We start from the raw sequence: 26,757 nt of genomic DNA on the forward strand, positions 1-26,757 counted from the left end.
TTGACGCAATCGGCCCTCATCTCCTCTCATCTGCCGTCATTCCGCCATCCTCCAGCGGCGGCGTCGGGAGCCTCGACCGCCGTCCGCCTGTTGTGGCGCACGTGTCGTTGCGTCCTTTTGCTTGCTCTGGCGCTGATCCTGCTGTTCTCACCGGCCACCAGCCATGCCGCGGAAGTCGATATCACGCAAGCGTCGCTGGAAGCGACCGATGACGGCTACCGTTTGTCGGCGTCGTATTCCTTTGAGCTTAACCGCAGTCTGGAAGATGCCCTGGTGCGCGGCGTGCCGTTGTATTTCACCACCGATGTGCAACTGACGCGGCGGCGCTGGTACTGGTTCGACGAGGTGTCGATTTCGGTATCTCGTACGGTACGCATCTCCTTCAATGTGCTGACCCGCCAATATCACGCCTCGACCAGCGGCCAGCTGCAGCAAAGTTTTTCATCGCTGGAAGATGCCATGTCGCTGATCCGCCGGCCGCCGCGCTGGATCATTGCCGACAAGAGCGCTCTCACGTCCGGCGATATCTATAAGGTCGGCCTGCGCATGCGCCTGGATGTGGCCCAGTTGCCCAAACCGTTCCAGATCAACGCGCTCAATAACAGTGACTGGCGTCTTTCCTCCGACTGGAAAGAATTCACCTTCAAAGTCGAATGACCCGGACCCTGCGCTATTTGCTGGTGGTGGGTGGCGGCGTCATCAGCATTTTGTTGTTCCTGCTGGCTTCGGCCTCTGAAAACTCCGCACTATTCGATCAGCACTATCCCTGGCTGCTGGGCCTGAATGCACTGGCGGCAGTTGCACTGCTGCTGCTGGTCGTGCTGCTGCTGACGAGGCTGTACAAACGCTATCGGCGCGGCAAGTTCGGCTCCAAGTTGCTGGCACGGCTGGTGATGCTGTTTGCGCTGATCGGTATTCTGCCCGGCGCAGTGATCTATCTGGTGTCGGTACAGTTTGTATCACGCTCGATCGAATCGTGGTTTGACGTGCGGATGGAAGCAGCGCTGGAATCCGGCCTCAATCTCGGTCGCAATGCATTGGACTCCTCTTTGACCGACCTGGCCGCGCGTGGACGTGCAATGGCGCAGGAAATGGCCGACATGTCCGAATCCGAGCAGGTCACCTATCTGTCGCGACAACGCGATCAGAGCATGGAAATCACCGTCGTCAACGCCAATGGCCAGGTCTTGGCAACGGTAGGCGGTCGCATCGGCGTACTGACACCGACCGTGCCGACGGCGGCCATGATGCGCCAGGCCAAAGTCACACGCGGCTTCTCGGTCGTGGAAAGCGACGATTCGCGCCCGCTCAACGGCGAATCGGATTCGGACGGCAACCTGCGCCTGCATGTGGTGATCTCCGTACCGACATCTTCCAAAGCGATGGGCCTGCAAAACGACAATCGTTTTCTGCAAATTCTGCAGCCGGTTCCGGACTACCTCGCCACCAATGCGGAGACCCTGCGGCTGGCCTATAGCGAGTACCAGCAACGCTCGGTGGCGCGCTCCGGCCTGCGCAAGATTTATATCGTCACCCTGACCCTGACGTTGCTGCTAGCCATTTTCGGCGCCATCGCCAGCGCCTTCCTGATCGCCAGCGACCTCGCCAAGCCTTTGCTGCTGCTGGCAGAGGGCACCAAGGCAGTGGCCGAGGGCGACCTGTCGCCGCGCCCGATTGTCAGTACGTCAGATGAACTAGGCACGCTGACCCAGTCCTTCAACACCATGACGCGGCAGCTGCTGGAAGCGCGCACCTCGGTGGAGAAGAATCGCGCCGAGCTGGAGAACGCCAAAGCCTATCTGGAATCCGTGCTCGCCAATATGTCGGCCGGTGTGATGGTGCTCGACAGCGAATTCTCCATCGTCAGCGTCAACGACTCGGTGCGCCGCATTCTCGGTTACGACTTCAGCGGCCGTGTCGGCACGCCGCTGCACACCATCGATGGTCAGGCGCTGTTTGCCGAAGCAATCATCAAGGCCTTCTCGGAACAGCGCGCCCAGCTCGCTTCCGACGTCGCCGAAGACAGCCTCCACTGGCAGCAGCAGATTGAGCTGCCGCATCGCGGTACAAGTACAAACACCAATGCCGGTGGTACCGACGTCGCAGCACCTGAAACCCGCCGGGAAGACACCAAGGAAGGTGATTCCGCCAGTGGCAAGATAACCCTGCTGGCACGCGGCTCGCACTTGCCGGTAGAAAGCGGCGTGGGCTATGTGGTGGTGTTTGACGATATCAGCAACGTGATTTCCGCCCAACGCTCGATTGCCTGGGGTGAAGTGGCGCGCCGTCTGGCGCATGAAATCAAAAACCCGCTGACGCCCATTCAACTCTCCGCCGAACGCCTGCAGATGCGCCTGGCCGACAAGTTGATGCCGCAGGACGCGGCGATACTGGAAAAAAGCACGACCACGATTGTGAACCAGGTCACCGCCATGAAGCACATGGTTGACGATTTCCGCGAATATGCGAAGACGCCGCCGGCCAAACCCTCTGCATTGGACCTGAACGCGCTGACCGAAGAAATCCTGCACCTTTATCTGGCCGGCGACGGCCGCGACAGCATCCATGTCAAGCTGGCGCCGGACTTGCCGAAAGTAATGGGCGACGCCACCCAATTGCGCCAGGTCATCCACAACCTGCTGCAGAATGCACAGGACGCCGTCGCAGAGAACGGTGAAATACCGCCGCGCATCGACGTGGCGACGGAACTGATCAAGTATCAGGGTTCGGGCGGCGCAGCGCGCAGTGCGGTGCGTCTGACTATTACGGACAACGGCCCGGGCTTCGCCTCGAAAATTTTAGCTAACGCCTTCGAACCTTACGTGACGTCAAAACCGAAAGGTACGGGCTTGGGCCTTGCGATGGTCAAGAAAATCATCGACGAACACGGTGGACGAGTCGATATACAGAATAGAAGCGAAACAAGAGGCGCAAAAATATTGATTTTGCTGTTAAAGTTAGCATCCGATGCATAAGGATTAAGATTTTTGTCGTAGCTGCCGTTGATACATGGGTCTTTACCGAGTAAGGTTGCGAAATTAGGCCGGCGGTTTTTGTGTCTGCGTGCCGTACCATTATGCGTACCGTCCTCGCCGACACGCCTAGCCAGATTGATTTCGTAACGGTGCTTTGCAAAGAGTTCACCGGTAGCACAGAAAATCTCAAAAATATCTAGTGAGGAAAGCAGGCACATGGCTAACATCCTGGTCGTCGATGACGAAATGGGTATCCGCGAATTGCTCTCGGAAATTTTGGGCGATGAAGGACATGTCGTAGCAACCGCCGAGAATGCACAACAGGCGCGTGAATTGAGATTGGGCAGCGTTCCCGATCTGGTGCTGCTCGACATCTGGATGCCGGACACCGATGGTGTCACACTGCTCAAGGAATGGCAGCGCGACGGTCTGCTGACGATGCCGGTCATCATGATGTCCGGCCATGCGACCATCGACACCGCTGTCGAAGCGACCCGCATCGGCGCGCTCAACTTCCTGGAAAAACCGATCGCTCTGCAAAAACTGCTCAAGGCAGTTCAGCAAGGCCTGTCGCACAGCCGCGAACCGGCGCGCCCGGTGTCGTACATCCGTCCAACGGTAACGGCCAACACCGACAGCATCGATCACCACTCCAGTCCGCCGTCGTCCTACGCGCCTCCAAGCGCGTCCGACGCATTGCACCACGGGCACGGTATGGCGATTGCGCCGGCGTATGCACCCATCGCCGACAATGCCTCCAATATTTCCTTTGACTTGCCGCTGCGTGAAGCGCGCGATGCCTTTGAGCGCGCTTACTTCGAATATCACCTCGTGCGTGAAAATGGCAGCATGACGCGCGTGGCAGAACGCACAGGGCTGGAACGCACTCACTTGTACCGCAAACTCAAGCAGTTGGGCGTGGAGCCCGGCAAGCTGTCTAAAAAGAGCATCTAAGGATCTGATGCCTCACGGCAAAGCAGGATTGCCCTGCTTTGCCGCATACCGTATTTCTACTGGGTTATTTTTGTTGAGTGCTAACCGCTGAAGATTTCCCCGCGGTTTTACAGCAGATTCACGGCTGATTGCGCGCTAACACTTACCGTATCGCCTTCAGCTCCGGTAACACCAGATGTTCTCTCCCGGAACCTTCTTGCGGCCAGTTTATCCACTCTGAAGGCAGCTCGCCTGTTCGTTCATGTCATTTTGTCATCCGGGGCACAAGTTATCCCTAATTGCGCCGTAAAACACTCAGGGAGATCAAAGAACGAGTCCAGAGGGGCACACCCCCACCTTGAAATCCCCGGATATGACGCCACTTCCTTCACAAAGCTAGCATTTGCATAAGGAGCCACTATGAACCTGATCTACAACAGTGAGCAATACAGCGTCGTTGAATTCGGTGCCGACCGTGACCATGAAGCCTTGCGCTTTGGCGGTTATGAAATCATGGACAAATCGGGCCAGCGCGAAATCTACATCGACGGCCCCGCCGCCGAGTTGTTTCGCAAGGATGTGCAGGAGTTGATCGCGACGGAACCGTCGATGGAAGACATCGATACCTTCCTCAGCAAGTACGATCTGATGATGCGTCATCCCATGACGTTGCACTAAGAGCCTACACAGAGACAGCGTACGCAGATCTTCTGACCTGCGCGAAACAATCCCGCAGCATGACGCCTCCAGCGGGATTGCTTCGCGCCATCCACCTTCGATAATTCATCAGCATCCGGCGGCAAACCACACGCCGTTCTTCCAGCTTTTTGCCGATTCTGCCGGTACTGCTTATCTCAGCAGTACCTCCCAATCACTTGCATTTTTCCACCCGGCTATAATGTCAGGCTTCTCTCGCATGCAAGCCTGAAGTGAACTCGTCCCCCATCACCAGCAGCCAGACCGGCATTCATGAACAGCTCTCCACGCTGGTCGCCAGACATGTCGCTTCGCCGTTCCGCAAGCCGGTCACCGACTACAACCGCAAGGCATTCGACAGCAGCATCGCCGCATGGCGCGCGGCAGGTGCAGCGCCACTGATTCTCGATACCGGCTGCGGTGTGGGCCTGTCGTCCTATCATCTGGCAGTGCAGCATCCCGATCATTTCGTCATCGGCATCGATCAATCCGAAGACCGGTTGGCGCGCAATACGCATTGGAGCGGCCCCGAGCCACTCAACCTGTGCTTCGTCCGCGCCGATCTGATCGATTATTGGCGTCTGCTGCTGGAAGCGCGCATTTTTCCCGCCCGCCAGTATTTGCTCTACCCCAATCCCTGGCCCAAGATCGGCCATGTGGCGCGACGCTGGCAAGGCCATGCGGTGTTCCCGACGATCGTCGCCTTGGGGGGGTATATCGAATGCCGCAGCAACTGGCAGATTTACGTTGAAGAATTCGCGGCTGCGCTCAATCAGGTCGGCGCAGACAAACTGGATCGCATCGCCATCAGTGAAACCTATACGACCGAAACGCCGATCACGCCGTTTGAGCGCAAATACCTGTCCTCGGGACATGGTTTGTGGCGTTGCTGTGCGCAGGTGACGGCAGCCGGCATCAACGCTTTGACATAAAACAGATTTCAAAGCACGCACCGAGTCCCCAACCTAAGCTCAACCTATCTCTTCAATTTCTTAATCCTCGCCAACATGGCTCTTCTTCCCGGATATCCAGCATGAGTCTCGCTGTCATCGCACTGGTGCTCTGCGCCGCCCTGTTGCACGCCTCATGGAACGCTTTACTGAAAAGCAGCGGCGATCGCCTCGCCTCACTCACACTCATGACCATCGGCGCCGGCGTCGGCGCGATTCCGCTGGTGCTGTTCACGCCGCTGCCGCATGCGGACGCGTGGTTCTACATCATCCTCTCTGCCATCCTGCATACCGGCTACAACCTGTTTCTGATCCGCGCCTATCGCATCGGCGACTTCGGCCAGTCCTACCCGATCGCGCGCGGCTCGTCGCCGCTGCTGGTGTCGATCGGCGCTGCCGTCTTCGCCGGCGAACAGATGAACAGCTACACCTGGATCGGCGTCGGCCTGGTGTCGATCGGCATCATCAGCCTCGCGCATCTCAAAGATCGCCGTAACCTGTCCGGCCCGATTGCCGCGTTCACCACCGGCGCTTTCATCGCCGCCTATACCGTCACCGACGGCATCGGCGCGCGTCTGGCAGGCAATGCGATCTCCTACTCAGGCTGGTTGTTTGTACTCGACAGCTTTCCGCTGGCCTTGATTTTCATGTGGATGCATCGACGCCTGCCGATGGCGACGGAGCGCAAGCAAAACTGGCTCAGTCTTGCCGGTGGCGTCATGTCTTTGCTGGCTTACGGGATTGTGATCTGGGCGGTGACGCTGGCGCCGATGGGAACCGTCTCAGCATTGCGCGAGACGTCGGTACTGTTTGCCGCGTTGATCGGTGCGATCTTTTTGGGAGAGAAACTGACGATGCGGCGCATCTTTGCCTGCCTCGTCATTACCGTCGGCGCTATCGTGCTGGGGATGCATCGCTAGCTCGATAGCACCGACGTAAATGAAGCCTTAGATTTCTACCTTCGTTCCCAGCTCCACCACCCGGTTTGCCGGGATGTGGAAGAAGTCCGAAGGCTTGGCGCCGTTCTGATACATCCACGCGAACAGCTGTTCGCGCCACAGCGACATGCCCAGCAACTTGCTCGGCACCACCGTATCGCGCGCCAGGAAGAAGGACGTGTCCATCAAGTCGAACTCCATGTTGAACTGCGCCGCCGTCAGATCCAGCACCTTGTTCACCTCCGGCGCTTCCTTGAAGCCGAACGCCGCGCGCAGCAGATAGACGTTGCCGCCCATATCCTTGAGCGTCAGGCGATTTTCATTGGAAACATAAGGCACGTCCCAGATACTGATCTTCAGGAAGAATACGCGTTCGTGCAAGATCCGGTTGTGCTTGAGATTATGCAGCAGCGCCACCGGCACGGTATTGATATTGCCGGTCATGAACACCGCGGTACCGCCAACACGATGCGGCGGATGCGCCAGCAAACCCTCGACGAACGGTTCCAGTGGAATGCCGTCGTCCTTGATACGCGTACGCAGCAACATGCGCCCCGAATACCAGGTCATCAGCAGGAAGAACGCGGCGCCGCCCAGCAGCAGCGGGAACCAGCCGCCTTCGGCGATCTTCAGCAAATTGGCGGCAAAGAACGCAAAGTCGACGATGAAGAATGCGCCAATCACCAACGTCACCAACACCGGATGCCATTTCCATTCGATGCGCATCACGACCGCCGCCAGTATGGTGGTGATCACCATCGTGGTTGTCACCGCCACACCGTACGCCGCCGCCAGATTGTCGGATTTCTTGAACGCCAGCACCACGGCCACCACCAGCACCAGCAACATCCAGTTGATCAGCGGAATATAGATCTGGCCACGCTCGTCTTCCGACGTATGCAGAATACGCATGCGCGGCACAAAGCCCAGCAGGATCGCCTGACTGGTCAGCGAGAATGCGCCGGAAATCACCGCCTGCGATGCAATCACCGTCGCAAACGTAGCCAGCACCACCATCGGCACCAGCAACACCTCCGGCACCATCAGATAAAACGGATTCTGAATCGCCGCCGGATTGGTCAGCAGATTAGCGCCCTGGCCGAAGTAATTGATCACCAGGCAAGGCATCACGGTATACAGCCACGCAAAGCGGATCGGGCGAATGCCGAAATGCCCCATATCGGCATACAGCGCTTCGGCGCCGGTCAGCACCAGCACCACTGAACCGAGCACGATGAACGCCTGCAGCGAATGCTCGATCATGAAATGCACGGCGTAGTAGGGATTGATCGCTACCATGATGCCCGGCGCCTTGAGGATGTGATACACCCCCAGCGCGCCCAGCGAAATGAACCAGATGAACATGATCGGCCCAAACAGCTTGCCGACCAGATTGGTGCCGTGACGCTGGATCAGGAACAAACCGATCAGAATCGCCAGCGTCAGCGGGATCACGTAATGCGAGGTTCCCGGTACCGCGATATCCATCCCCTCCACCGCCGACAACACCGAAATCGCCGGCGTGATCACCACGTCGCCATAGAACATACAGGCGCCGAACACGCCCAGCATCATCAGCCATTTGGCACGCGGCGAACCGCTCACAGCCGTGCGCAACGACAGCGCCATCAAGGCCAGTACGCCACCTTCGCCGTTGTTGTCGGCGCGCATGACGAACAGCACGTATTTGAGCGAGACCACGATCGTGATCGACCAGAACAGCATCGAGATAATGCCCAGCACGGCGTCATGCGAAAACGCGATGCCGTGCTCCGGGCTGAAGCATTCTTTCAGCGCATACAGCGGACTGGTGCCGATGTCGCCGAAGACGACACCCAGTGCTGCCAGGGTGATGATGTGGAGTTTTTGTGACCGGAAGGAATAATTTGGTCTGACCTGAGATGAACTCATTGTTTTCCCGTATTTGGTTTTGGTGCTTTTAGTTCGAGTTGCGTACCGGCAGGGGCTGTGCAGATGTGTGCAGGATGGCAGCCGCAGATTGCAGAACCGGTAAGCGCGTACTTTATCTCACTATTTCCCTCACAGGAGGCTGCGTTGCGCAAAGGCATCTGTCTTACGCGCCATCCTTGACATTGGCAAAAGACCAAGCACTCCATGCCTGTGCACGTTGCCTGCTTTTCGCCAAAAGCAGAACATGCGCCAATGGCTTTCAAAATGCAGCGAAAACCGCATAAAGATATGCAATAAACGCGTTTTTCATTCTTCCTTCAGCTTTATATACTCCAAGCTCATAAGGAAGGACGACTTTCGCCGCTGTTTGTTCTTAAGACTGTTGTTCTTTCCTGTTCTGCTTGTTCTGTTTGTTCTTTTTTTGCGTCAGACAAAAATCTGTCGCATTCACCGGAGTATGCATGTTCGCCAAACGTTTTCTCTCTGCCGCGCTGAGCCTGAGCCTGCTCGCCGCTGCCGCTACGGCCCCGGTCGTTGCCCGCGCCGAAGGCCAGCTACGCATCGCTGAACAATTCGGCGTCGTCTATCTGTTGCTCAATGTCGCTCAGGATCAGAAGCTGATCGAGAAACACGGCAAAGCCCAGGGCGTCGATATCAAGGTTGACTGGGTCAAGCTGTCTGGCGGCTCGGCGGTCAACGATGCATTGCTGTCGGGCGCGATCGATATCGCCGGCGCCGGTGTCGGCCCGCTGTTGACCATCTGGGACCGCACCCACGGCCGCCAGAACGTGCGCGGCGTCGCTTCGCTGGGCAACCTGCCCTACTACCTGGTGAGCAACAATCCCAACGTCAAAACCATCGCCGACCTGAGCGACAAAGACCGCATCGCCCTGCCTGCCGTCGGTGTCTCGGTGCAATCGCGCGTGCTGCAACTGGCCTCCGCCAAACAATGGGGCGACGCTCAATACAACAAGCTCGATAAAATCAGCGTCGCCGTGCCGCATCCCGACGCCGCTGCCGCCATCATCAACGGCGGCACTGAAATCAGCGCGCACTTCGGCAACCCACCGTTTCAGGAGCAAGAACTGGCGGGTAATCCCAAAGCCCACATCGTGCTGAACTCGTATCAGGTACTCGGCGGCCCGTCTTCCGCCACCGTCTTGTACGCAACGGAAAAATTCCGCAAAGATAATCCCAAGACCTACAAAGCCTTCGTCGCCGCACTGGATGAAGCCGCCAAATTTGTCGTCGCCAACCCGGACAAGGCGGCCGATACCTACATCCGCGTCAGCAACGCCAAGATCGACCGCGACCTGCTGCTGAAGATCATCAAGAATCCGGAAGTGCAATTCAAGATCACGCCGCAAAACACCTACCCGCTCGCCGAATTCATGCAACGCGTCGGCGCCATCAAAAACAAACCGGCCTCGGTGAAAGACTATTTCTTCGACGACGCCCATATCAACGGAGGCAGCTGAGATGCGCTTCGCTTCACTTATCGCTACCACCGTCATCGCGGCGGCAGCCGGTTTCAGCGCCAGCGCCCACGCTGAAGGCCAGATCCGCATCGCCCAGCAATTCGGCATCGGTTACCTGATCCTCGACGTCGTGCAAGACCAGAAGCTGATCGAAAAGTACGGCAAGCAGCAAGGCGTCGACATCAAGGTCGAATGGAACAGCATCTCCGGCGCCACCGCCATGAATGAAGCCCTGCTGGCAGGTGCGCTGGATGTCGTCTCGGCCGGCGTACCGCCGATGCTCACCCTGTGGGATCGCACGCGCGGCCGCCAGAACGTCAAGGCGATCGCCTCGCTCGGCTCCATGCCCAACTACCTGCTGAGCAACAATCCCAAGGTCAAGACGCTGCAGGACCTCAGCGACAAGGACCGCATCGCGGTGCCGGCCGCCGGCGTCGGCTACCAGTCGCGCACCCTGCAAATCGAAACCGCACGGGTATTCGGCAAGGCCGACTACAAGCGCTTCGACAATATCTCGGTGAGCCTGTCGCATCCCGACGCCACGGTGGCCCTGATCTCTGGCGGCTCGGAGATCAATACGCATTTCTCCAGCCCGCCGTTCCAATATCAGGCACTGGAAAACAAGAACGTCCACAAGATCCTCAGTTCCTACGACATCCTCGGCGGACCGGCGACCTTCAACGTCCTCTACACCACGCAAAAATTCCACGACGACAATCCGAAGACCTATAAGGCGTTCTACAACGCGCTGGTGGAAGCGGCGCAATTCATCCGCGCCAACAAGGCCAAGGCGGCCGACACCTTTATCCGCGTGCAGAAATCCAAGCTGGCGCCAGAGTTCGTGCGCAAGATCGTCGAAGATCCGGAAATCGATTTCACCGTCTCGCCGCAGCGCAGCTATGTCTACGCGGACAAACTGCACGATATCGGCGTATTGAAGAACCGCGCGGCGTCGTGGAAAGATTACTTTTTTGAAGAAGCGTATGCACAACCAGGCAGCTGATCAGTCGCGTAGCGCGTTGCATGCGGTCGGCGACAATGTCAGCCACACGCCGCTGTTGCACGTCGACGGCGTCGGCCTGCAATACCGCAGCGCCACTGCCGTGGTGCAAGCCACGCACGACGTCAGCTTCGACGTTTATCCGGCTGACCGCTTCGTGCTGCTCGGCCCCTCCGGCTGTGGCAAGTCGAGTTTGCTGAAAGCCGTCGCCGGTTTTCTCAAACCGGCTGCCGGTGAAATCCGTCTCGATGGTGTCGCCATTCACCAACCCGGGCCGGATCGCATCGTCGTCTTTCAGGAGTTTGACCAGTTGCCACCGTGGAAAACGGTGAAGCAAAACGTCATGTTCCCGCTGCTTGCCTCACGCACGCTAGGCAAGCGCGAAGCCGCTGAGCGCGCCTTGCACTATCTTGACAAGGTCGGTCTCGGCAAATTCACCGATGCCTATCCGCACACCCTCTCCGGCGGGATGAAAGCGCGTGTCGCCATCGCGCGTGCGCTGGCCATGCAGCCGAAAATCCTGCTCATGGATGAACCCTTCGCCGCACTGGATGCGCTGACCCGGCGCAAGATGCAGGAAGAGTTGCTGATACTGTGGGAAGAGGTTCGCTTCACGCTGCTCTTCGTCACGCACTCAATCGAAGAAGCACTCGTCGTCGGCAACCGCATTCTGTTGCTGTCACCGCATCCCGGCCGGGTGCGCGCCGAGATCAACAGCCATGAATACGATCTGCAAAGCCTGGGCAGTGTCGGCTTTCAGGACACCGCACGGCGCATCCATCGCCTGCTGTTCGACGAAGGCCAGGCGGAGCCGGCCGCACAGGTCAATTTCAAGGATGTGCGCTTTTCGTATTGATGTGCCGCTCTCCCACCTGCAAGTTGGTGCGGGAGAGCATCTTCCCTCGCTGCAGAGATCACCAACTATCTGACTTCGCATATACCTGTTATCAACAGCGGAGCGGCCCGCGACGGCGTTGTTCACGCATCATGGGCAACTCAAATTCAGGAGTCCGTCATGAACACAACCGCCGCATCGTCCCAGCCGACCTGCACCACCGAACAAGCCGAAGTTCTGGCGCCCATCGAACAGTATTTTCTCGGCCACGCGCGCGACGATGCCAGCCACATGCGGCAAGCCTTTCTGCCGACCGCGCATATCGAATCGATGCGTGAAGGCGTCTTCACCTCATGGCCGCTGGATGTCTACTGCGAACGCTTCAAAGGCATCCCGGCCGTCGACGAAGCGAGCCGTCGCCGCACCGTAGACTGGATCGATGTCAGCGGCCACTCTGCCGCGGCCAAGATCACGCTGGTACATGGCCCGGTTACTTTCACCGATTATTTTGTCCTGCTGAAAACAGCCGACGGCTGGAAGATCGCCAACAAGGCCTTCCACGGCCGTCCAAGCTAGCTCTTCTCCTGCCTCCTTATCGCCGCTCCGGCCATGCCCGCGCATGGCCCCGGCGGCGATTCGCCTCTCACCGCTTTTGCGCAATAAGCGGCAAAAACAGCGTTATACAAAATACGCATTTGTTTGCGCGAAATGATTCTTGTGCGCCGACGACAAGATCCGCTACGGTGAAGGATTTTTTAACACCATACGGCAATCCACCAAGTCGAGTCCGCCATGAATCTCTCCCCTCCCATTCGCGATGAATATGAAATCGCGCTCACGCCGCTGGACAACGTCCCGCTGGAACGCACGCTATCCCTGCCGCAACGGATATGGCAGCAAGGCTGGGTGCGCAAGACCGTCATCCTGCTGATATTGGCGGTCATCTGGGAAGTCGTGGCGCGTATCCAGAATAATGACTTACTACTGCCTGGCTTCGTGCAAACGGCGCAGGCATTTGTCGACGGTATCGCCACCGGCGAGCTGATCGGCAAGGTGTGGATTTCGCTGAAAGTATTGGTAAAGGGCTATCTCATCGGCATCGTGCTGGCGTTTGCACTGACCACGCTTGCTGTCTCGACGCAGTTGGGCCGTGATCTGCTCAGCACCCTGACATCGATGTTCAATCCCCTGCCGGCCATCGCGATGTTGCCGCTGGCCTTGCTCTGGTTTGGCCTTGGCGAAAACAGCCTGATCTTTGTGCTTGTGCATTCGGTGTTGTGGGCGTTGGCACTGAATACCTACGCAGGATTTCTCGGGGTTTCGGATACCTTGCGCATGGCGGGGCGCAACTATGGGTTGCGCGGAATACGGTTTGTGATTTTCATGCTGGTGCCTGCGGCGTTGCCGTCTATCCTCGCCGGCTTGCGTATCGGCTGGGCGTTTGCCTGGCGTACGCTGATCGCGGCGGAGCTGGTGTTTGGGGCTTCCAGTGGCAAAGGCGGGCTGGGTTGGTACATTTTTCAGAATCGCAACGAGCTGTATACCGATAAGGTGTTTGCTGGGTTGGCGATGGTGATTTTGATTGGGTTGCTGGTGGAGAATCTGGGGTTTAATGTGATTGAGAGGGTTACTGTTAAGCGGTGGGGGATGCAGAGGTAGGCGGTTTGTTGTGTGCTTTGTTCTGTGTTTTGTTCCGACTACGGTTTGTCGTAGTGCCCTCTTTTCTTTCTTCGATCAACCCTGCCGGGGGTAGCCCGGCGGCTACTCACTTTCTTTGTCTCGCCAAAGAAAGTAAGCCAAGAAAGCGACCGCTGGGTCGTAGCCCCCTTCGGGGGTTCCCGGCGCCGGCAGGCTCAAATCGGGAAGGGAAAACAACTCGCTGCGCTCAAACATTTTTCCCTTCTTTTTCCGATTTGACCCCACCGTCACCGGCTACTCTCAAGCGGACTTCGAGACTGGCTCGCTGCGCATCGCCAGGGGACGGTGACTACGCGAACTCCTTGAGTCTCTTCTGCTTTGTCGTTCCAAGGAAAGTTAGAACCCAGCGTCTTAACGACGGCTGAGTAACCACTAACGTCACTGGATCCCAGCGTTCGCTGGGACGACGAAATTAAAAAATAGAATTGAAGCTTGCAGCATCACCAACACTTGAACCCACGATGCCGAAGGCGCAGCGAGCCCGTCTCGAAGTCCGCTTGAGAGTAGCCGGTGTCAGCGGGTGAAAATCGGATCAAGAAGGGAAAAATGTCTGAGCGCAGCGAGTTGTTTTCCCTTCCCGATTTTCATCTGCTGACGCCGGGAACCCCGAAGGGGCTACGACCCAGCGGTCGCCTTCTTTTGCTTACTTTTCTTGGCGAAGCAAGAAAAGTGAGCGGCTGCCGGGCCGCCCCCGGCAAAGGTCGATCGAAGAAAGAACAGCATCAGCAACGCATCGACGCAAGACCGGAACAAAACACAAAAGAAATCCCCATCACCAAGCCGCCAAAATCCCCCCCTTAAACTCCGAATCAATAAACTTCTTCACCTCATCCGACTGATAAGCCTTCACCAGCTTAGGCAACCAAGGCTGATCCTTATCCTTCTCCCGCACAGCGATCAGGCAAGCATAGGGACTCTCCCCATTCTCCACCACCAGGCTATCACGCACCGGATGCAAACCCGCCTTCGCCGCATAGTCCGCGTTCACCGCCGACGCATCCAGATCATCCAGCGTGCGCGGCAATTGCGCTGCGTCGATTTCGATGAACTTCCACTTCTTCGTATTCTCGACAATATCGATCGGCGTCGCGTTGACTCCCGTCAATGGATCAATCCCCGCACGCAATTTGATCACGCCATGTTTTTGCAACAGCAGCAAGACTCGACTCTCGTTGGCAGGATCATTGGGGATACCGATCTTCGCGCCGACAGGGATGTCGTTCAGGCTGCGATATTTCTTCGAGTAAATCGCCATCGGCCCGATGAAGGTACGCCCGGTGCCGTAGAGTTTGTAACCCCGCGTCTTGATCTGCGCATTCAGGAAGGGACGATGCTGGAAGCTGTTGGCATCCAGTTCGCCAGCATCAAGGGCGGCGTCGGGCTGGATATAGTCGTTGAACTCGACGATCTGAATTTTGTAGCCGGGATTGCTGCGTTCAAAAACGCGTTTTACCACTTCAAAAATCTGCGCATGCGGGCCGCTGGTGACGCCAACTTTCAAGGTCTTGTCCTGCGCCACAGCAGTCGTCGCAACCCCAACTGCAATGCTCGCCAACAACACACCTGTCAGCAGACGGTTAAAAAATCGCGCCATGAATCATCCTTAAATAGCGCTAATTTATCTGCCGCCGCCGACGAACAAAACGAATCTTTTGTCGCTTGAATATTTGCTTTTTGGTGACCGCCATATCATGCGGAAATTATGCGGAAATCAAGCGATGATCAGGCGATCAGTAGCTCTCGCTGCGTCTCTTCGACGTGACCAGTTTGTCGGCGTGCAGATGATGATGGGACCGCTGCGATCAGCGAGCGCGTGTATTCATGCTGCGGATTCTGCCAGATGCTGTTGTGGTCGCCCGACTCGACGATGCGTCCGCCGTTCATCACCAGTACCTTGTCGGCAATGTAACGCACCACCGACAAGTCGTGTGAAATGAACAGATACGACAGACCGAACTCCCGCTTGAGATCCACCAGCAGGTTCAATATCTGCGCTTGCACCGACACATCCAGCGCCGAGACCGGTTCGTCGCAGATCACCAGTGCGGGCTTGAGCACCAATGCCCGCGCGATACCGATGCGCTGACGCTGGCCGCCGGAGAACTGATGCGGATAGCTGCGCAAAGCGCGCTGCGGCAATCCGACCAGATCAACGATTTGCTCGATGCGGCGACGGCGTTCAGTCTTGTCTTTGACGTCGTGGATCACCAGGGCTGCATCGAGAATCTCTGCAACCGTGTGACGTGGATTGAGTGACGCATACGGATCCTGAAAAATCATTTGTACGCGACGGCGATACGGACGCAGACGCATACCATCGAGTTTTGCGATGTCCTCACCGTCCAGCAGAATCTTGCCGGCGCTGGATTCGACCAGACGCACGATGGTCTTCGACAAGGTCGACTTGCCACAACCGGATTCGCCGACCAGTCCGACCGATTCGCCCGGTGCGACGTCGAAGGATACGCCCTTCACCGCATGGACGACGCCATTGCGGGAGCGATAGTGGGTATGGACATCCCGCAGCGACAGCAAAGGTTTTTCAGACAAGGAAATCGGCGGCAAAGGCGCCGCATGCTCGCGCCCGGACAGCGTGAAGATGCGCTCGTCGCCCTTCTGTTCCGTACGGATCTCGGGGAGTCGTCCGTCGCGATAGTGATAGTTCCGCTCTATCTGCAAGGAGGCGCCGAGCAAGCCTTGCGTATACGGATGACGCGGCCGCTCGAACAGGATCTCGCTGCGCGCCTCTTCGATTTTCTTTCCGCCATACATGACGACGACGCGATCGGCCCATTGTTCGACCACGGCCAGATCATGCGTGATCAGCAGCACAGCCATCGACAACTCACGGCGTAATTGATCCAGCAACGCCAGGATCTGCGCCTGAATCGTGACATCCAGTGCGGTGGTCGGCTCGTCCGCCACCAGCAGGCGGGGATGGCAGGACACCGCCATCGCGATCATGACGCGCTGGCGCTGGCCGCCGGACAAGTTGTGCGGATAGTCGTTGAAACGGCGTTGTGGTTCGGGGATGCGCACCAGTTCCAGCAACTCGATGGCGCGTGCTTTGGCGGCCTGCGCCGACAAGGGTTGATGGAGGCGGATGGCTTCGACAACCTGCTGACCGATGGTCAGCACCGGATTGAGCGATGTCATCGGCTCCTGGAAGATCATCGAGATCGCATTGCCGCGCAGCGCGCAGATCTCTTCTTCCGGCAGGGTCTGCAGATCGCGGCCTTCAAACACGATACTGCCCGATACGCGTGCACTGTCGGGCAACAGGCGCAGCAGCGATAGCGCCGTCGTCGACTTGCCGCAGCCGGACTCGCCGACCAGCGCCAGTGTCTCGCCGGCAGCGATGCCGAAGCTGAGATTCTTGACGGCGTCGTGGCCCGGAAAGGACACATTCAGATTACGGATATCGAGGAGCTGGCTCATGGGTGTCTTTCTGTGGTCGGTTCTCAAGCGCTACTTAGGCAGTAACGCCGCTGCGATAGCCCGCGCCGGCATGTTGCTCCGGCAAGCGCGCTCCGCCGGCAAACAGCTTCTCGCGCAAGGTCCCCGGCGCGTAGTCATGCTTGTAGGAACCGCGCGTCTGCAATTCAGGGATGACCAGATCGACAAAGGCTTCGAAGCTTTCCGGCGTCACCGTGCGGGTCAGGTTGAAACCGTCAATGTCGGTCTCGCGTATCCATGCCTCCAGCTCATCGGCAACCTGTTGCGGCGAGCCGACGATGGTGGCGTAGCGGCCCCCGAGTTCCAGTTGCTGCAAGAGCTTGCGCTTGGTCCAGTTGAGTTCGGGATTGGTCACGGTCTTGACCAGCGATTCGATGGAATTGGTCTTGACCTGGCGGATCGGCTCGTCGAGTTCGTACTGTGAAAAGTCGATGCCGGTGCCGCTGGAGAAATGCGCGAGACCGGCTTCGGGGCTGGCGTAGCGCGCATAGTCGGCGTACTTGTCGCGCGCTTCTTTCTCGGTCGGCGCCACCACCACGGTCAGGCCCATGAAAATCTTGACGTCGTCCGGCCCGCGGCCTTCTCGCACCGCACCTTCACGGATGCTGGTCACCAGCTTGCGCACGGCTTCCTTGCTCTGGCCGGAGACGAACACACACTCCGCATGGCGCGCGCCGAAAGCCTGGCCGCGTCCGGACGAACCGGCCTGATACAGCACCGGCGTACGCTGGCGCGACGGTTCGCTGAGGTGGTAGCCCTCGACCTTGTAGTAGTCGCCGCTGTGATGGATCTTATGGACTTTGTCCGGCTGCGCATAAATGCGATTCTCGCGATCGCGGATGACGGCGTCGTCTTCCCAGCTGCCTTCCCACAATTTGTAGACGACTTCCATGAACTCGTCGGCGCGGTCGTAGCGCTGATCGTGTTCCAGTTGCTCGGACAATCCCATCGCGCGGGCGGCGCTGTCGAGATAGCCGGTCACGATGTTCCAGCCGACACGGCCCTTGGTCAAATGATCGAGCGTCGACATGCGGCGCGCGAACAGGAACGGCGCCTCATACGTCAGGTTGGCGGTAATGCCGAAACCGAGATGTGTGGTCACCAGGCCCATTGCAGAAATCAACAGCATCGGGTCGTTGACCGGCAGCTGGATGGATTCGCGCAGGGTGATGTCGACCGAGTTCTGGTACACATCGTAGACGCCGACGATGTCGGCCAGGAACAGGCCATCGAACTTGCCGCGCTCCAGCAGTTTCGCCAGGTCGGTCCAATACTCAATGTCGGTGTAGTCTTGCGAGCGGTCGCGCGGATGTGTCCACAAGCCGTGGTTGATGTGGTTCACGCAGTTCATGTTGAATGCGTTGAGGCGGATTTCTTTTTTGTCGCTATTGCTCATGCTGCGTCCGCGGTCACGTATTCAGGCTCAAGCTGAACGTCGAGCGCTTCATTGAAGCGAGCGAAGAAGGCGCACAGCGCGGCGCGCAAGGTCAGCTCGACGATCTGCGATTCCGAGAAATGTTCGCGCAGTCGCGTCACCAGACTGTCGCCGACGCGTTGGCGGGTGACGGCCAGTGCGTAATCGCGCACCAGTTTTTCTACCGGGCCGAGGCCGGGCACGTCGGGCTCGAGGATGTGTTCCACCGTTTCCGGCGACACATGCTGGGCAGCCAGCTTGGGCGCATGGTGCGAGACACAGTAGCTGCATTCGTTAGCTTTGGAGGCCGTGACCAGCACGATCTCCAGATGCAGCTTTGAGATATTTCCCTCCGCGGCAAACTGCAACAGCAAGCCGTAGATATGCTCAATCGAAGCCGGGCGATGCGCCAGTACGCCGAGCATGTTGCCGAAGGCGCCATATTCGTTCTCGACCTTCTCGAAGATCGTGCGTGCAGCGCCTTCCGGCAGCTGGTGGGATAACAGGGTTGCTACGCGTGCCATGATGTTTCTCCTATTTTCTGTCGCGCGGATCGAGCACGTCGGCCAATCCGTCACCTAATAAATTCAACGCCAGCACCGTGATCACAATCGCGATGCCGGGAATCGTCGTGATGTACCAGTCGGTGCGGATCACTTCGCGCCCCGAGCCGACCATGTTGCCCCAGCTCACCGCATTGGGATCACCCAGACCGAGGAAGGCCAGGCTGGATTCGGTGAGAATCGCAGTCGCCACCATCAGCGAGGTCGACACAAGAATTGGCGTCAGCGTATTGGGCAGAATGTCGCGCAGCATGATGCGCAAATCGGTCGCGCCCAGTGCAGCGCTGGCTTGCACCATTTCGCTATGACGCAGCTTGAGCACCTCGGCGCGCACCAGCCGCGCCAGACTCGGCCATGCGGTCACACCGATGGCCAATGCAATCGTCAGCAAGGTCGGCTGCACGACGGCGACGATTGCCAGCGCGAACAGGAAGGATGGGATGGTCTGGAAAAATTCCGTCACGCGCATCAACACCGCATCGGCAAGCCCGCCGTAGTAACCGGCCAGCAAGCCGCCGCTGACACCCAGCAGTAATGCCAGCAGGGTTGATACGACGGCGATTAGCAAGGACACGCGCGCACCGTGGAAAATGCCGCTCAACAAATCACGGCCCAGCATGTCGCTGCCCAGCAAATGTGCGGCATCAACGCCGGGATGCAGAAAGGGTTCGACCACCATGTCCAGCGGATCACCAGGAAACAGCCACGGCGATGACACCGCCATCAGCACCACCACCAACAGCAGCACACCACCGACCAGCGCCGATGGCGAGCGCAGCAGGCGGCCGAACCAGCCGCGCGTGGTCGGCGCTGCGATCAGGCTGGCCGGCGCATCGGCCTTGGTCAGCGCCAGTGTGGAAACAAGTTCGCTCATTGCAGAGTCACTTTCAGACAAATCATCTACGTCAGGAAAAACGAATACGCGGATCGAGACGGGTATAGACAAAGTCCACCACCCAGTTCACCACGATCACAACGATGGAACTGCACAGCAAGATGCCGAGCAACAGATTGAAATCACGCTGGAACAACGCCTCAAACGCCAGTCGTCCCAGTCCCGGCCAGGAGAAGACGGTCTCTACCAGCACCGCGCCGCCGATGATGGAACTGACCTGCACACCCAACATGGTGACTAGCGGCAGCAAGGCATTGCGCAGTACATGTGCGAACAGCACGCGCGGCGGCCGCGCACCTTTGGCGACAGCGGTACGAACGAAGTCCTGGCGGCGCACCTCGACCATGGTCGCGCGCATCAGCCGCGTGTACACCGCCATGTAGAACAAGCCCAGCGTCACCGCCGGCAACACCAGATGGCGCGCCACATCGACGATGTGCGCCCAGCCGGTATAGCCGGCTTCAATCGTGAACATGCCACCCACCGGCAGCCAGTCGAGCCAGACCGAGAACACCACCACCAGCATCAGACCGATCCAGAACAGCGGCGTGGCGAAGAACACCAGCGCCAGCGTCGAGATCACGACGTCGGCAATCTTGCCGGCTCGGTAAGCCGCAATCGCACCGAGTGTTGCACCTGCCAGGACGGCAAACAGGATGCTCGCGCCCATCAGCAGCAACGTCGCCGGTACGCGCTCGCCGATCAGCTGCGCCACCGGCATGCCGTGACGGAAGGAGTAGCCGAGATTGAAATGCGCCAGGTTCAGCAGGTATTTGCCGAACTGCACCAGCAGCGGCTGATCCAGACCGAACTGAGCGCGCAACGCCGCCATGTATTCCGGCGTTGCCGCACCGGCTTCGCCGGCCAGCACCTGGGCAGCATCGCCCGGCGCCAGACGCAGCAGGAAAAAGTTGATGATGGCCACGCCCAGCGCCACGCTGACGAGTTGCAGCAGGCGACGGATGACGACGTTGTTAATCTTCATTGCTGTCCTCAGGGAGCCGCTTTGGCGACTTTGGCCGTGTTGTCGAACCACGCATTTTTGAGCGAGCTGTAGATCTGGTCGACGCCGGTGACGGTGTCTTTCAGATTGGCAGACTGCACGGTGAAGAAGTGCAGCTCAAGCAGTGGAATCGATGGCAGGTCGGTTTGGACGCGTTGCTGAAGTTTCTTGAACAGCGCGACGCGTTCGGTCTGGCTGGCCGATGACTGAGCCTGCTCGATCAGCTTGTCGGCTTCGGCGCTGCGGTAGCCCGAACCATTGCTCCACGGGATGTTCTTGCCGACCGAATCGCTCCAGTAAGCGCGTGTCACGCCCACCAGCGGATCGGCAAAACCGGCGAACCACACCACCGACAGGTCGTAGTCACGGTCGCCATAGACGCGCTTGGTATAAGTCGGCGTATCTTGTGCGCGCACGTTGACGTCGATGCCGATGCGTTTCAACGCTTGCTTGATGTATTCACCGCTGCGCTTGTAGTCGTCGCCGTAAGGCAGGTAGTCGAGGTTGATACGCAAGCGGGTACCGTCGGCGCCGCGCTTGAGACCGGCTTCATCCAGCAGGGCTTCCGCCTTCTTCGGGTCGTAACCGTACTTCGGCACGTCGTCAGTGTGGAATTGCTTGAGCGTCGACACCACCGGACTGACCGCCGGTTTGCCGAAGCCGTACCAGACCACCTTGTTGAAGGCGTTCAGGTCGATCGCATACGCCAGCGCCTGGCGCACGCGCACATCCTTGAAATAAGGCCGGTCGACGTTGACGTCGAGGAACAGCCACGGCGAGATCCAGTCGTAGCCGCGGGTTTCCAGCTTGAGGCCGGGCAACTTGGCGAGGCGTTCGGCATCCTTCAGCGGCACGGGCGAGAACGGCGCATATTGTGCTTCGCCTTTTTCCAAGGCAGCAGCACGCGCACCGGCGTCAGGTACGACCTTGAAGATGATCTTATCGAGGTAAGGCTTGCTCACGCCTTTGCTTTTGTCCCAGTAGTTCGGGTTGCGCTCCAGCGTGATGTAGTTGCCGCGGCTCCATTCCTTGAACACGAACGGACCGGTGCCGACCGGCTTGTTGTTGTAGGGATTGTTGAGGATGTCGGTGCCTTCGTACAAATGCTTGGGCAGCACTTGCGCGCCGTTGCTGTTGAGCGAGCTCAGGACAGCCAGCGATGGTTCGCTGAAACGGATGATGACGGTGTAGTCGTCCGGCGTATCGACGCTGGTGACGGTGCCGTAGATGATCTGATTGCGCGGATGGATCTTCTTCCAGACGTTTTCCAGCGTCCATTTGACGTCGGCCGACGTGAACGGCTTGCCGTCATGCCACTTGACGCCACGGCGTAGATGGAAGGTCAGCGTCTTGCTGTCTTTGGAGACGTCCCAGCTTTCCGCCAGCGCCGGACGCAGTTTGAAATCGTTGTCGTATTCCACCAGACCGTCGAAGACGTTGGCGCTGAAGAAGCCGGTTGGCGCCGCAGTGTTCAGCGCCGAGGTCAGGATCACCGGCTCGGGCTGGATGATCGCGGTCAGGGTGCCGCCGCGGGTCTGCGCAAAGGCATTCACGGTGAAGGTTAACGTGATGGCGGTGGCCGCCAGCAGTTTGAATACGGTCTTTTTCATGTTCTATTTTCCCTCGGTATTTTTATTGCCCGGCTTTCGCCAGGTTGGCGTTGGCAGGTTCCAGCCACGCGTTTTTCAGCGAACCCTGCGATTGGTCGCCGTCCTGCGTGATGCCCTTGAGACGCGGCGAATGCACAGTAAAGAAGTGCAACTCGATCAGTGGCAAGGTCGGCAATTCGGTCTGAGTGATCTGCTGAAATTTCTTGAACAGTGCGATACGTTCGGCCTGCGTCGCTGCGCCCTGCGCCTGTTCGATCACGCGATCGACTTCCGGATTGCTGTAGCCGGAGCTGTTAGTCCACGGGATGTTCTTGCCGATCCAGCCTGATCAGTACATGCGTGTGAGACCGATTTGCGGATCAGGGAAGGATGCATTCCAGGTGATGGCAGTGTCGAAGTCGCGGTCGCCGTAGACCCTTTTGGTAAAGGCTGCCGTGTCCTGGCTGCGGATGTTGACTTCGATGCCGACGCGCTTGAGCGATTGCTTGAGGTATTCGGCGGTACGGCGATAGTCGTCGCCGTAGGGCAAGTAGTCATTGTTAATGGTGAAGCGCACGCCATCGGCACCGCGCGGGAAACCGGCTTCGTCCAGCAAGGCCTCGGCCTTCTTGGTGTCATACGGATAGCGCGGCACGGTGCTATCGAAGAACTGCGACAGCGTAGTCGGTACGATACTGACCGACGGTTTGCCGTAGCCGTACCAGACGACCTTGTTCAGACCTTCCAGATTCGCCGCGTGGGCGATGGCGCGGCGCACGCGCACATCTTTCAGATATTTGTTGTTGAGGTTGTAGTCGAGGTAGAGTACTGGCGACGACCATTGATAGCCGTTGGTTTCGACCTTGACCTTGCCGGACTCGGCCAGGCGTTGCGCTTCTTTCGGCGGCACCGGGCTGAAGACGGCATATTGCGCATCGCCGTTTTCCAGCATCGCAGCACGCGCACCGGCATCAGGCACGACCTTGAAGATGATCTTGTCGAGGTAGGGCTTGCCCCCGCCGTTACTCTTATCCCAATAATTCGGGTTGCGCTCCAGCGTGATGTAGTTGCCGCGGCTCCATTCCTTGAACACGAACGGGCCGGTACCGACCGGCTTGTTGTTGTTCGGATTGTTGAGCACGTCGGTGCCTTCATACAGATGCTTCGGCAATACCGGCGCTCCCCAGGAATTCAGTGTCGACAGCAAGGCCAGTGACGGCTTGGTGAAACGGAAGATGGCGGTATTGGCATCCGGCGTATCGACTTGCGTCAGGTTGACGAGGATGGCCTTGTTGCGCGGGTGAATGGTTTTCCAGACGTTTTCCACCGACCATTTGACGTCGGCCGAAGTGAACGGTTTGCCATCGTGCCATTTGACGCCCTTGCGCAAATGGAAGGTGATGGCGAGACCGTCTTTCGATACTTCCCAGCGCTCTGCCAGTTGGCCATGCGGTTTGAGTTCATTGTCATAGGACAGCAGCCCGTCATAGACATTGGTGGCGATCAGCGATGTCGGTTGCGCGGTGTTGACGGCGCCGGTCAGCGTGACCGGTTCAGGCTGAACGATGGCGACGAGGGTGCCGCCGGCTTTGGGTGTCTGTGCCTGCGCCGGTGCCGATGCCGATGCCTGAGTCTGTGCTGCAGCAATGAACGGCAGGGAGGCGAGCACCAGACCGGAAATCAAAGAAGTCGTGAAGCGATTGTGCATGATGTATTTTCTTGTTGTATCGAGGCTTAGTCAGGTATTGGCGACGACTCAGATCGCACCGTGGCGTGGTGGCTTCTTGTCGTTGAGGTAGTAGTTGCCGATGGCGTGATACTTCCAGCGCACCGGATCGTGCAGCGTATGCGTGCGAGCGTTGCGCCAATGGCGGTCGAGATTGTTTTCGGCCAGTGTGGATTGCGTACCCGCCAACTCGAACAGCTTGCTACCGGCGGCCAGCGACACGTTATTGGTCAGCACGCGCGCCTCGGCGACGGCGATCGAGGCTGCGGCGACGGTATCTGCCGTTGGGTTGGCAGCGGCCAGATCGACCTTCAATCCGGCGCGATCGACCAGTGCTTCAGCGGCGTGCAGTTGCACAGTCAGGTCACCCACTTCGCGGATGGTCAGTGGATCATCACCGGCGCATTCGACACCGCTGTCGATCCATGGGCGCGAGCGCGTCGAGACGAAACGGATCAGGTCGTTGTAGGCGGCGCGTGCAATGCCAAGGTCAATCGCGGCGTGCAGAATCTGTGCGAGCGGCCCCACCGTCGTCGGACGGTCGAACGAAGCCTGGAAACCCAACACGGCATCAGCAGGCACGCGCACATTGTCGAAGATCGCCGAACCGCTGCCGGTAGTGCGCTGGCCGAAGCCTGACCAGTCGTCAACGATGGTCAGGCCTGCGGCATCGCGCGGCACCAGCGCCAGCTGTTGCACGCCATCGTCACCGATGGCGGAGGTCGGTACCCAGTTGGCGTACAGCGCGCCGGTGGCGTAGAACTTGCGGCCGTTGATGCGGTAGTCGGCGCCGTCCTTGGTCAGGCGTGTCTTGCGCTCGGCGGAATTCTTGGTGCCGATCTCCGCCAGTGCATTGCCGAAACGGTCGCCTTGCAAGACGCGGTCAAAGTAGAAGCGTTTTTGCGCTTCGCTGCCGTTGACGCGGATGATTTCCACGGCATAAAAATGGTTCTGCGGAATCTGGCCGAGCGAACCGTCGGCCTCAGCAATGATCGCCGTGACCTGTGCCAGAGTGACGTTGGAGACACCGGCACCGCCGTATTCCTTCGGCACGGTAATACCCCACAAACCCGAGCGGACATAGCGCTCCAATTCAGCCCAGGGCAGACGGCGTTCACGGTCACGTTCGGAGGCGTCGCGCGCCAGTTCGGCGGCCAGTTTGTGCGCGACGTCGATGGCTTCGGCGTCGTCACGGATTCTGGCGACGAGACGCTGCTCTGCGGAACGCGATGGCGCATCGGTGGATGCGACGGCAGTGGCGGGATGACTCATGATGTGTGCTTTCGATGAAAATGGCTGGCCGATTCTGAACCGGCCCGGAACCAGCTCAGGACCAGTTATGACGTGGCGGCGGCGTGTCGTTGAGGTAGTAGTTGCCCACGGCGTGATACTTCCAGCGCACCGGATCATGCAGCGTGTGCACGCGGGCATTGCGCCAGTGACGGTCGAGATCGTGGGTGGACAGGGTCGACTGCGTGCCTGCCAGTTCGAACAGTTTCTCGCTGGCGTGAAGCGCAATCTCGGTGGTCAGCACTTTGGCTTCCGCCACAGCGACCGAGGCCTGCGCCATCTGGTCGTAGTCGATCGGCAGCGGCAGCTTGTCGAGCGTGCGGGCCGCACGTTCCAGCAAGGCATCAGCGGCATGCAGACGAATCTTCAGATCGCCGATCTGGTTGATGGTCAATGGATCGTCGCCGGCGCGTTCGACACCGCTGTCGGCCCAGGGACGTGAGCGCTGGCGGATGAACGCAATCGCATCGTCGACTGCAGCATGGGCGATGCCGGCATCAATCGCCGCCTGGATCAATTGTGCGACCGGGCCGATGTTGTTGGGCTGCGCCGCCAACTGATGCAATGGCACGATGTGACCGGCGGATACGCGCACATTGTCAAAAATGACCGTACCGCTGGCCGTGGTGCGCTGGCCAAAGCCAGACCAGTCGTCCACCACGCTCAAGCCCGGCGCGTGGCGATCGGCAAAAACAAACAGGCCTTTTCCCTCGTCGTCCAGCGCGCGCGTCGGCACCCAGTCGGCATACAACGCGCCGGTGGAATAAAAACGCGTGCCGTTGAGCAGATAGTCCGGGCTGCCTGGATCTTTGGTAATGCGTGTGCGGATATCGAGGACGTTCTTGCTGGTGCGCTCGGGACCTGCATTGCCGAAGCGCGCGCCCTTCAATACTTCGCCATAGAAATAATGCTTCTGGCTTTCGCTCGCGGTCTGCGCCAGCACATTCAAAATGCCGAAATGATTTTGCGGGATCTGACCGATGGAAGGGTCGGCAGCGGAGATGATCTTGACGACTTCAGCCAGTGTCACCCATGAAGCGCCGATGCCGCCGTATGCCTTGGGCACCGTGATCGCCCACAGCCCGCTGGACGAAAAGCGCTCGATCTCGGCATGCGGCAAGCGCCGTTGCCGGTCTCGCTCAGCGGCGTCCACGGCGAAATCCTGCGCCAGCTTGCGTGCTGTATCGATTGCTTCTTGTTCACTGAGGATGCGGTGCGCCGGCGCACGGGGCGTAGAGACGGCTGCGCCCGCGATCGATTTTTCGATGACCGCTGACATGATGGAATGGCTCCGAGAGATTGACCACTTTGCTGCGAAGAACAGAGAGCAGCAAGCGCAGGCAAGGTTAACGATCAGCCATTTAATCAAAGTCCGCGTTTTTGCAGAACGAAGTATTTCGTATTTCT

24 protein-coding genes are annotated in these 26,757 nt (G+C 58.7%); 12 read left to right on the forward strand and 12 right to left on the reverse strand.

From position 1 onward, the window contains the following. From hmeg3_RS23065 to hmeg3_RS23090, 6 genes are all read left to right on the forward strand, one after another. A complete protein-coding gene (locus hmeg3_RS23065) occupies positions 1-657 on the forward strand; it encodes a DUF4390 domain-containing protein (protein ID WP_369828846.1) in 657 nt (218 codons plus the stop codon). After that, complete coding sequence (locus hmeg3_RS23070; RefSeq protein WP_094565795.1) at positions 654-2,975, forward strand: ATP-binding protein; 2,322 nt, start codon at positions 654-656, stop codon at positions 2,973-2,975. Before hmeg3_RS23065 ends, hmeg3_RS23070 begins: the two co-directional genes overlap by 4 nt. A 216-nt stretch (positions 2,976-3,191) precedes the next feature. Beyond that, positions 3,192-3,929 carry a response regulator gene (locus hmeg3_RS23075; protein ID WP_094565796.1) on the forward strand — a complete coding sequence of 246 codons (738 nt, stop codon included), beginning with the start codon at positions 3,192-3,194 and terminating at the stop codon, positions 3,927-3,929. A gap of 399 nt (positions 3,930-4,328) precedes the next feature. Further along, positions 4,329-4,586 carry a DUF3567 domain-containing protein gene (locus hmeg3_RS23080; RefSeq protein WP_050478365.1) on the forward strand — a complete coding sequence of 86 codons (258 nt, stop codon included), beginning with the start codon at positions 4,329-4,331 and terminating at the stop codon, positions 4,584-4,586. Between the two features lie 251 nt (positions 4,587-4,837). Continuing rightward, the gene (locus hmeg3_RS23085) at positions 4,838-5,536 is read left to right on the forward strand and encodes a tRNA (guanosine(46)-N(7))-methyltransferase TrmB (RefSeq protein WP_094565797.1); all 699 of its coding nucleotides are present in this window, start codon (positions 4,838-4,840) and stop codon (positions 5,534-5,536) included. A 101-nt stretch (positions 5,537-5,637) separates the two neighbouring features. Next, the gene (locus hmeg3_RS23090; RefSeq protein WP_094565798.1) at positions 5,638-6,474 is read left to right on the forward strand and encodes a DMT family transporter; all 837 of its coding nucleotides are present in this window, start codon (positions 5,638-5,640) and stop codon (positions 6,472-6,474) included. 27 nt (positions 6,475-6,501) lie between these two features. On the opposite strand, the gene hmeg3_RS23095 is transcribed toward hmeg3_RS23090, so the two are convergent. Beyond that, entirely contained in the window at positions 6,502-8,403 is a 1,902-nt protein-coding gene (locus hmeg3_RS23095) for a potassium transporter Kup (protein ID WP_094565799.1), read from the reverse strand. Between the two features lie 461 nt (positions 8,404-8,864). Between hmeg3_RS23095 and hmeg3_RS23100 the strand changes: the two genes are divergently transcribed. The 6 genes from hmeg3_RS23100 to hmeg3_RS24850 all read left to right on the forward strand — a co-directional run bounded on the left by hmeg3_RS23100 (position 8,865) and on the right by hmeg3_RS24850 (position 14,215). Beyond that, complete coding sequence (locus tag hmeg3_RS23100; RefSeq protein WP_094565800.1) at positions 8,865-9,881, forward strand: ABC transporter substrate-binding protein; 1,017 nt, start codon at positions 8,865-8,867, stop codon at positions 9,879-9,881. A gap of 1 nt (position 9,882) precedes the next feature. Continuing rightward, on the forward strand, positions 9,883-10,884 hold the full coding sequence (locus hmeg3_RS23105) for an ABC transporter substrate-binding protein (protein ID WP_094565801.1): 1,002 nt from the start codon (positions 9,883-9,885) through the stop codon (positions 10,882-10,884). Beyond that, entirely contained in the window at positions 10,865-11,737 is an 873-nt protein-coding gene (locus hmeg3_RS23110; protein ID WP_232511782.1) for an ABC transporter ATP-binding protein, read from the forward strand. The genes hmeg3_RS23105 and hmeg3_RS23110 overlap by 20 nt, the downstream gene beginning before the upstream one ends. Before the next feature lie 159 nt (positions 11,738-11,896). Further along, positions 11,897-12,292, forward strand: coding sequence for a nuclear transport factor 2 family protein (locus tag hmeg3_RS23115; RefSeq protein ID WP_094565802.1), 396 nt, complete (start codon positions 11,897-11,899; stop codon positions 12,290-12,292). 216 nt (positions 12,293-12,508) lie between these two features. Beyond that, positions 12,509-13,375 (forward strand): ABC transporter permease, encoded by an 867-nt coding sequence (locus hmeg3_RS23120; protein WP_094565803.1) that lies wholly within the window; start codon positions 12,509-12,511, stop codon positions 13,373-13,375. A gap of 585 nt (positions 13,376-13,960) precedes the next feature. Continuing rightward, positions 13,961-14,215 (forward strand): hypothetical protein, encoded by a 255-nt coding sequence (locus tag hmeg3_RS24850; RefSeq protein WP_157739333.1) that lies wholly within the window; start codon positions 13,961-13,963, stop codon positions 14,213-14,215. Here hmeg3_RS24850 and hmeg3_RS23125 read toward each other — a convergent pair. The 11 genes from hmeg3_RS23125 to hmeg3_RS23170 all read right to left on the reverse strand — a co-directional run bounded on the left by hmeg3_RS23125 (position 14,187) and on the right by hmeg3_RS23170 (position 26,629). Then, positions 14,187-15,008: a MetQ/NlpA family ABC transporter substrate-binding protein gene (locus hmeg3_RS23125; RefSeq protein ID WP_094565804.1), complete on the reverse strand. Its 822-nt coding sequence runs from the start codon at positions 15,006-15,008 to the stop codon at positions 14,187-14,189. The two genes, hmeg3_RS24850 and hmeg3_RS23125, sit on opposite strands and share 29 nt — an antisense overlap. 128 nt (positions 15,009-15,136) lie before the next feature. Continuing rightward, positions 15,137-16,852, reverse strand: coding sequence for an ABC transporter ATP-binding protein (locus tag hmeg3_RS23130; protein ID WP_094565805.1), 1,716 nt, complete (start codon positions 16,850-16,852; stop codon positions 15,137-15,139). Positions 16,853-16,886: 34 nt separating this feature from the next. Then, a complete protein-coding gene (locus hmeg3_RS23135) occupies positions 16,887-18,266 on the reverse strand; it encodes an LLM class flavin-dependent oxidoreductase (protein WP_094565806.1) in 1,380 nt (459 codons plus the stop codon). Further along, entirely contained in the window at positions 18,263-18,808 is a 546-nt protein-coding gene (locus hmeg3_RS23140) for a carboxymuconolactone decarboxylase family protein (RefSeq protein WP_094565807.1), read from the reverse strand. Before hmeg3_RS23140 ends, hmeg3_RS23135 begins: the two co-directional genes overlap by 4 nt. A gap of 10 nt (positions 18,809-18,818) precedes the next feature. After that, complete coding sequence (locus hmeg3_RS23145) at positions 18,819-19,721, reverse strand: ABC transporter permease (protein WP_094565808.1); 903 nt, start codon at positions 19,719-19,721, stop codon at positions 18,819-18,821. A gap of 31 nt (positions 19,722-19,752) precedes the next feature. Further along, positions 19,753-20,727: an ABC transporter permease gene (locus hmeg3_RS23150; protein WP_094565809.1), complete on the reverse strand. Its 975-nt coding sequence runs from the start codon at positions 20,725-20,727 to the stop codon at positions 19,753-19,755. An 8-nt stretch (positions 20,728-20,735) separates the two neighbouring features. After that, on the reverse strand, positions 20,736-22,355 hold the full coding sequence (locus hmeg3_RS23155) for an ABC transporter substrate-binding protein (RefSeq protein WP_094565810.1): 1,620 nt from the start codon (positions 22,353-22,355) through the stop codon (positions 20,736-20,738). Positions 22,356-22,377: 22 nt separating this feature from the next. Further along, the gene (locus hmeg3_RS25255) at positions 22,378-22,614 is read right to left on the reverse strand and encodes a hypothetical protein (RefSeq protein WP_369828847.1); all 237 of its coding nucleotides are present in this window, start codon (positions 22,612-22,614) and stop codon (positions 22,378-22,380) included. A gap of 69 nt (positions 22,615-22,683) precedes the next feature. Beyond that, positions 22,684-24,042, reverse strand: coding sequence for an ABC transporter substrate-binding protein (locus hmeg3_RS23160; protein WP_369828848.1), 1,359 nt, complete (start codon positions 24,040-24,042; stop codon positions 22,684-22,686). A gap of 48 nt (positions 24,043-24,090) precedes the next feature. Beyond that, a complete protein-coding gene (locus hmeg3_RS23165) occupies positions 24,091-25,332 on the reverse strand; it encodes an SfnB family sulfur acquisition oxidoreductase (RefSeq protein WP_094565811.1) in 1,242 nt (413 codons plus the stop codon). Positions 25,333-25,387: 55 nt separating this feature from the next. After that, the gene (locus tag hmeg3_RS23170) at positions 25,388-26,629 is read right to left on the reverse strand and encodes an SfnB family sulfur acquisition oxidoreductase (protein WP_094565812.1); all 1,242 of its coding nucleotides are present in this window, start codon (positions 26,627-26,629) and stop codon (positions 25,388-25,390) included. Between the last annotated feature and the right edge of the window lie 128 nt (positions 26,630-26,757).

This window comes from Herbaspirillum sp. meg3, from assembly GCF_002257565.1.
Lineage (GTDB): Bacteria > Pseudomonadota > Gammaproteobacteria > Burkholderiales > Burkholderiaceae_D > Herbaspirillum.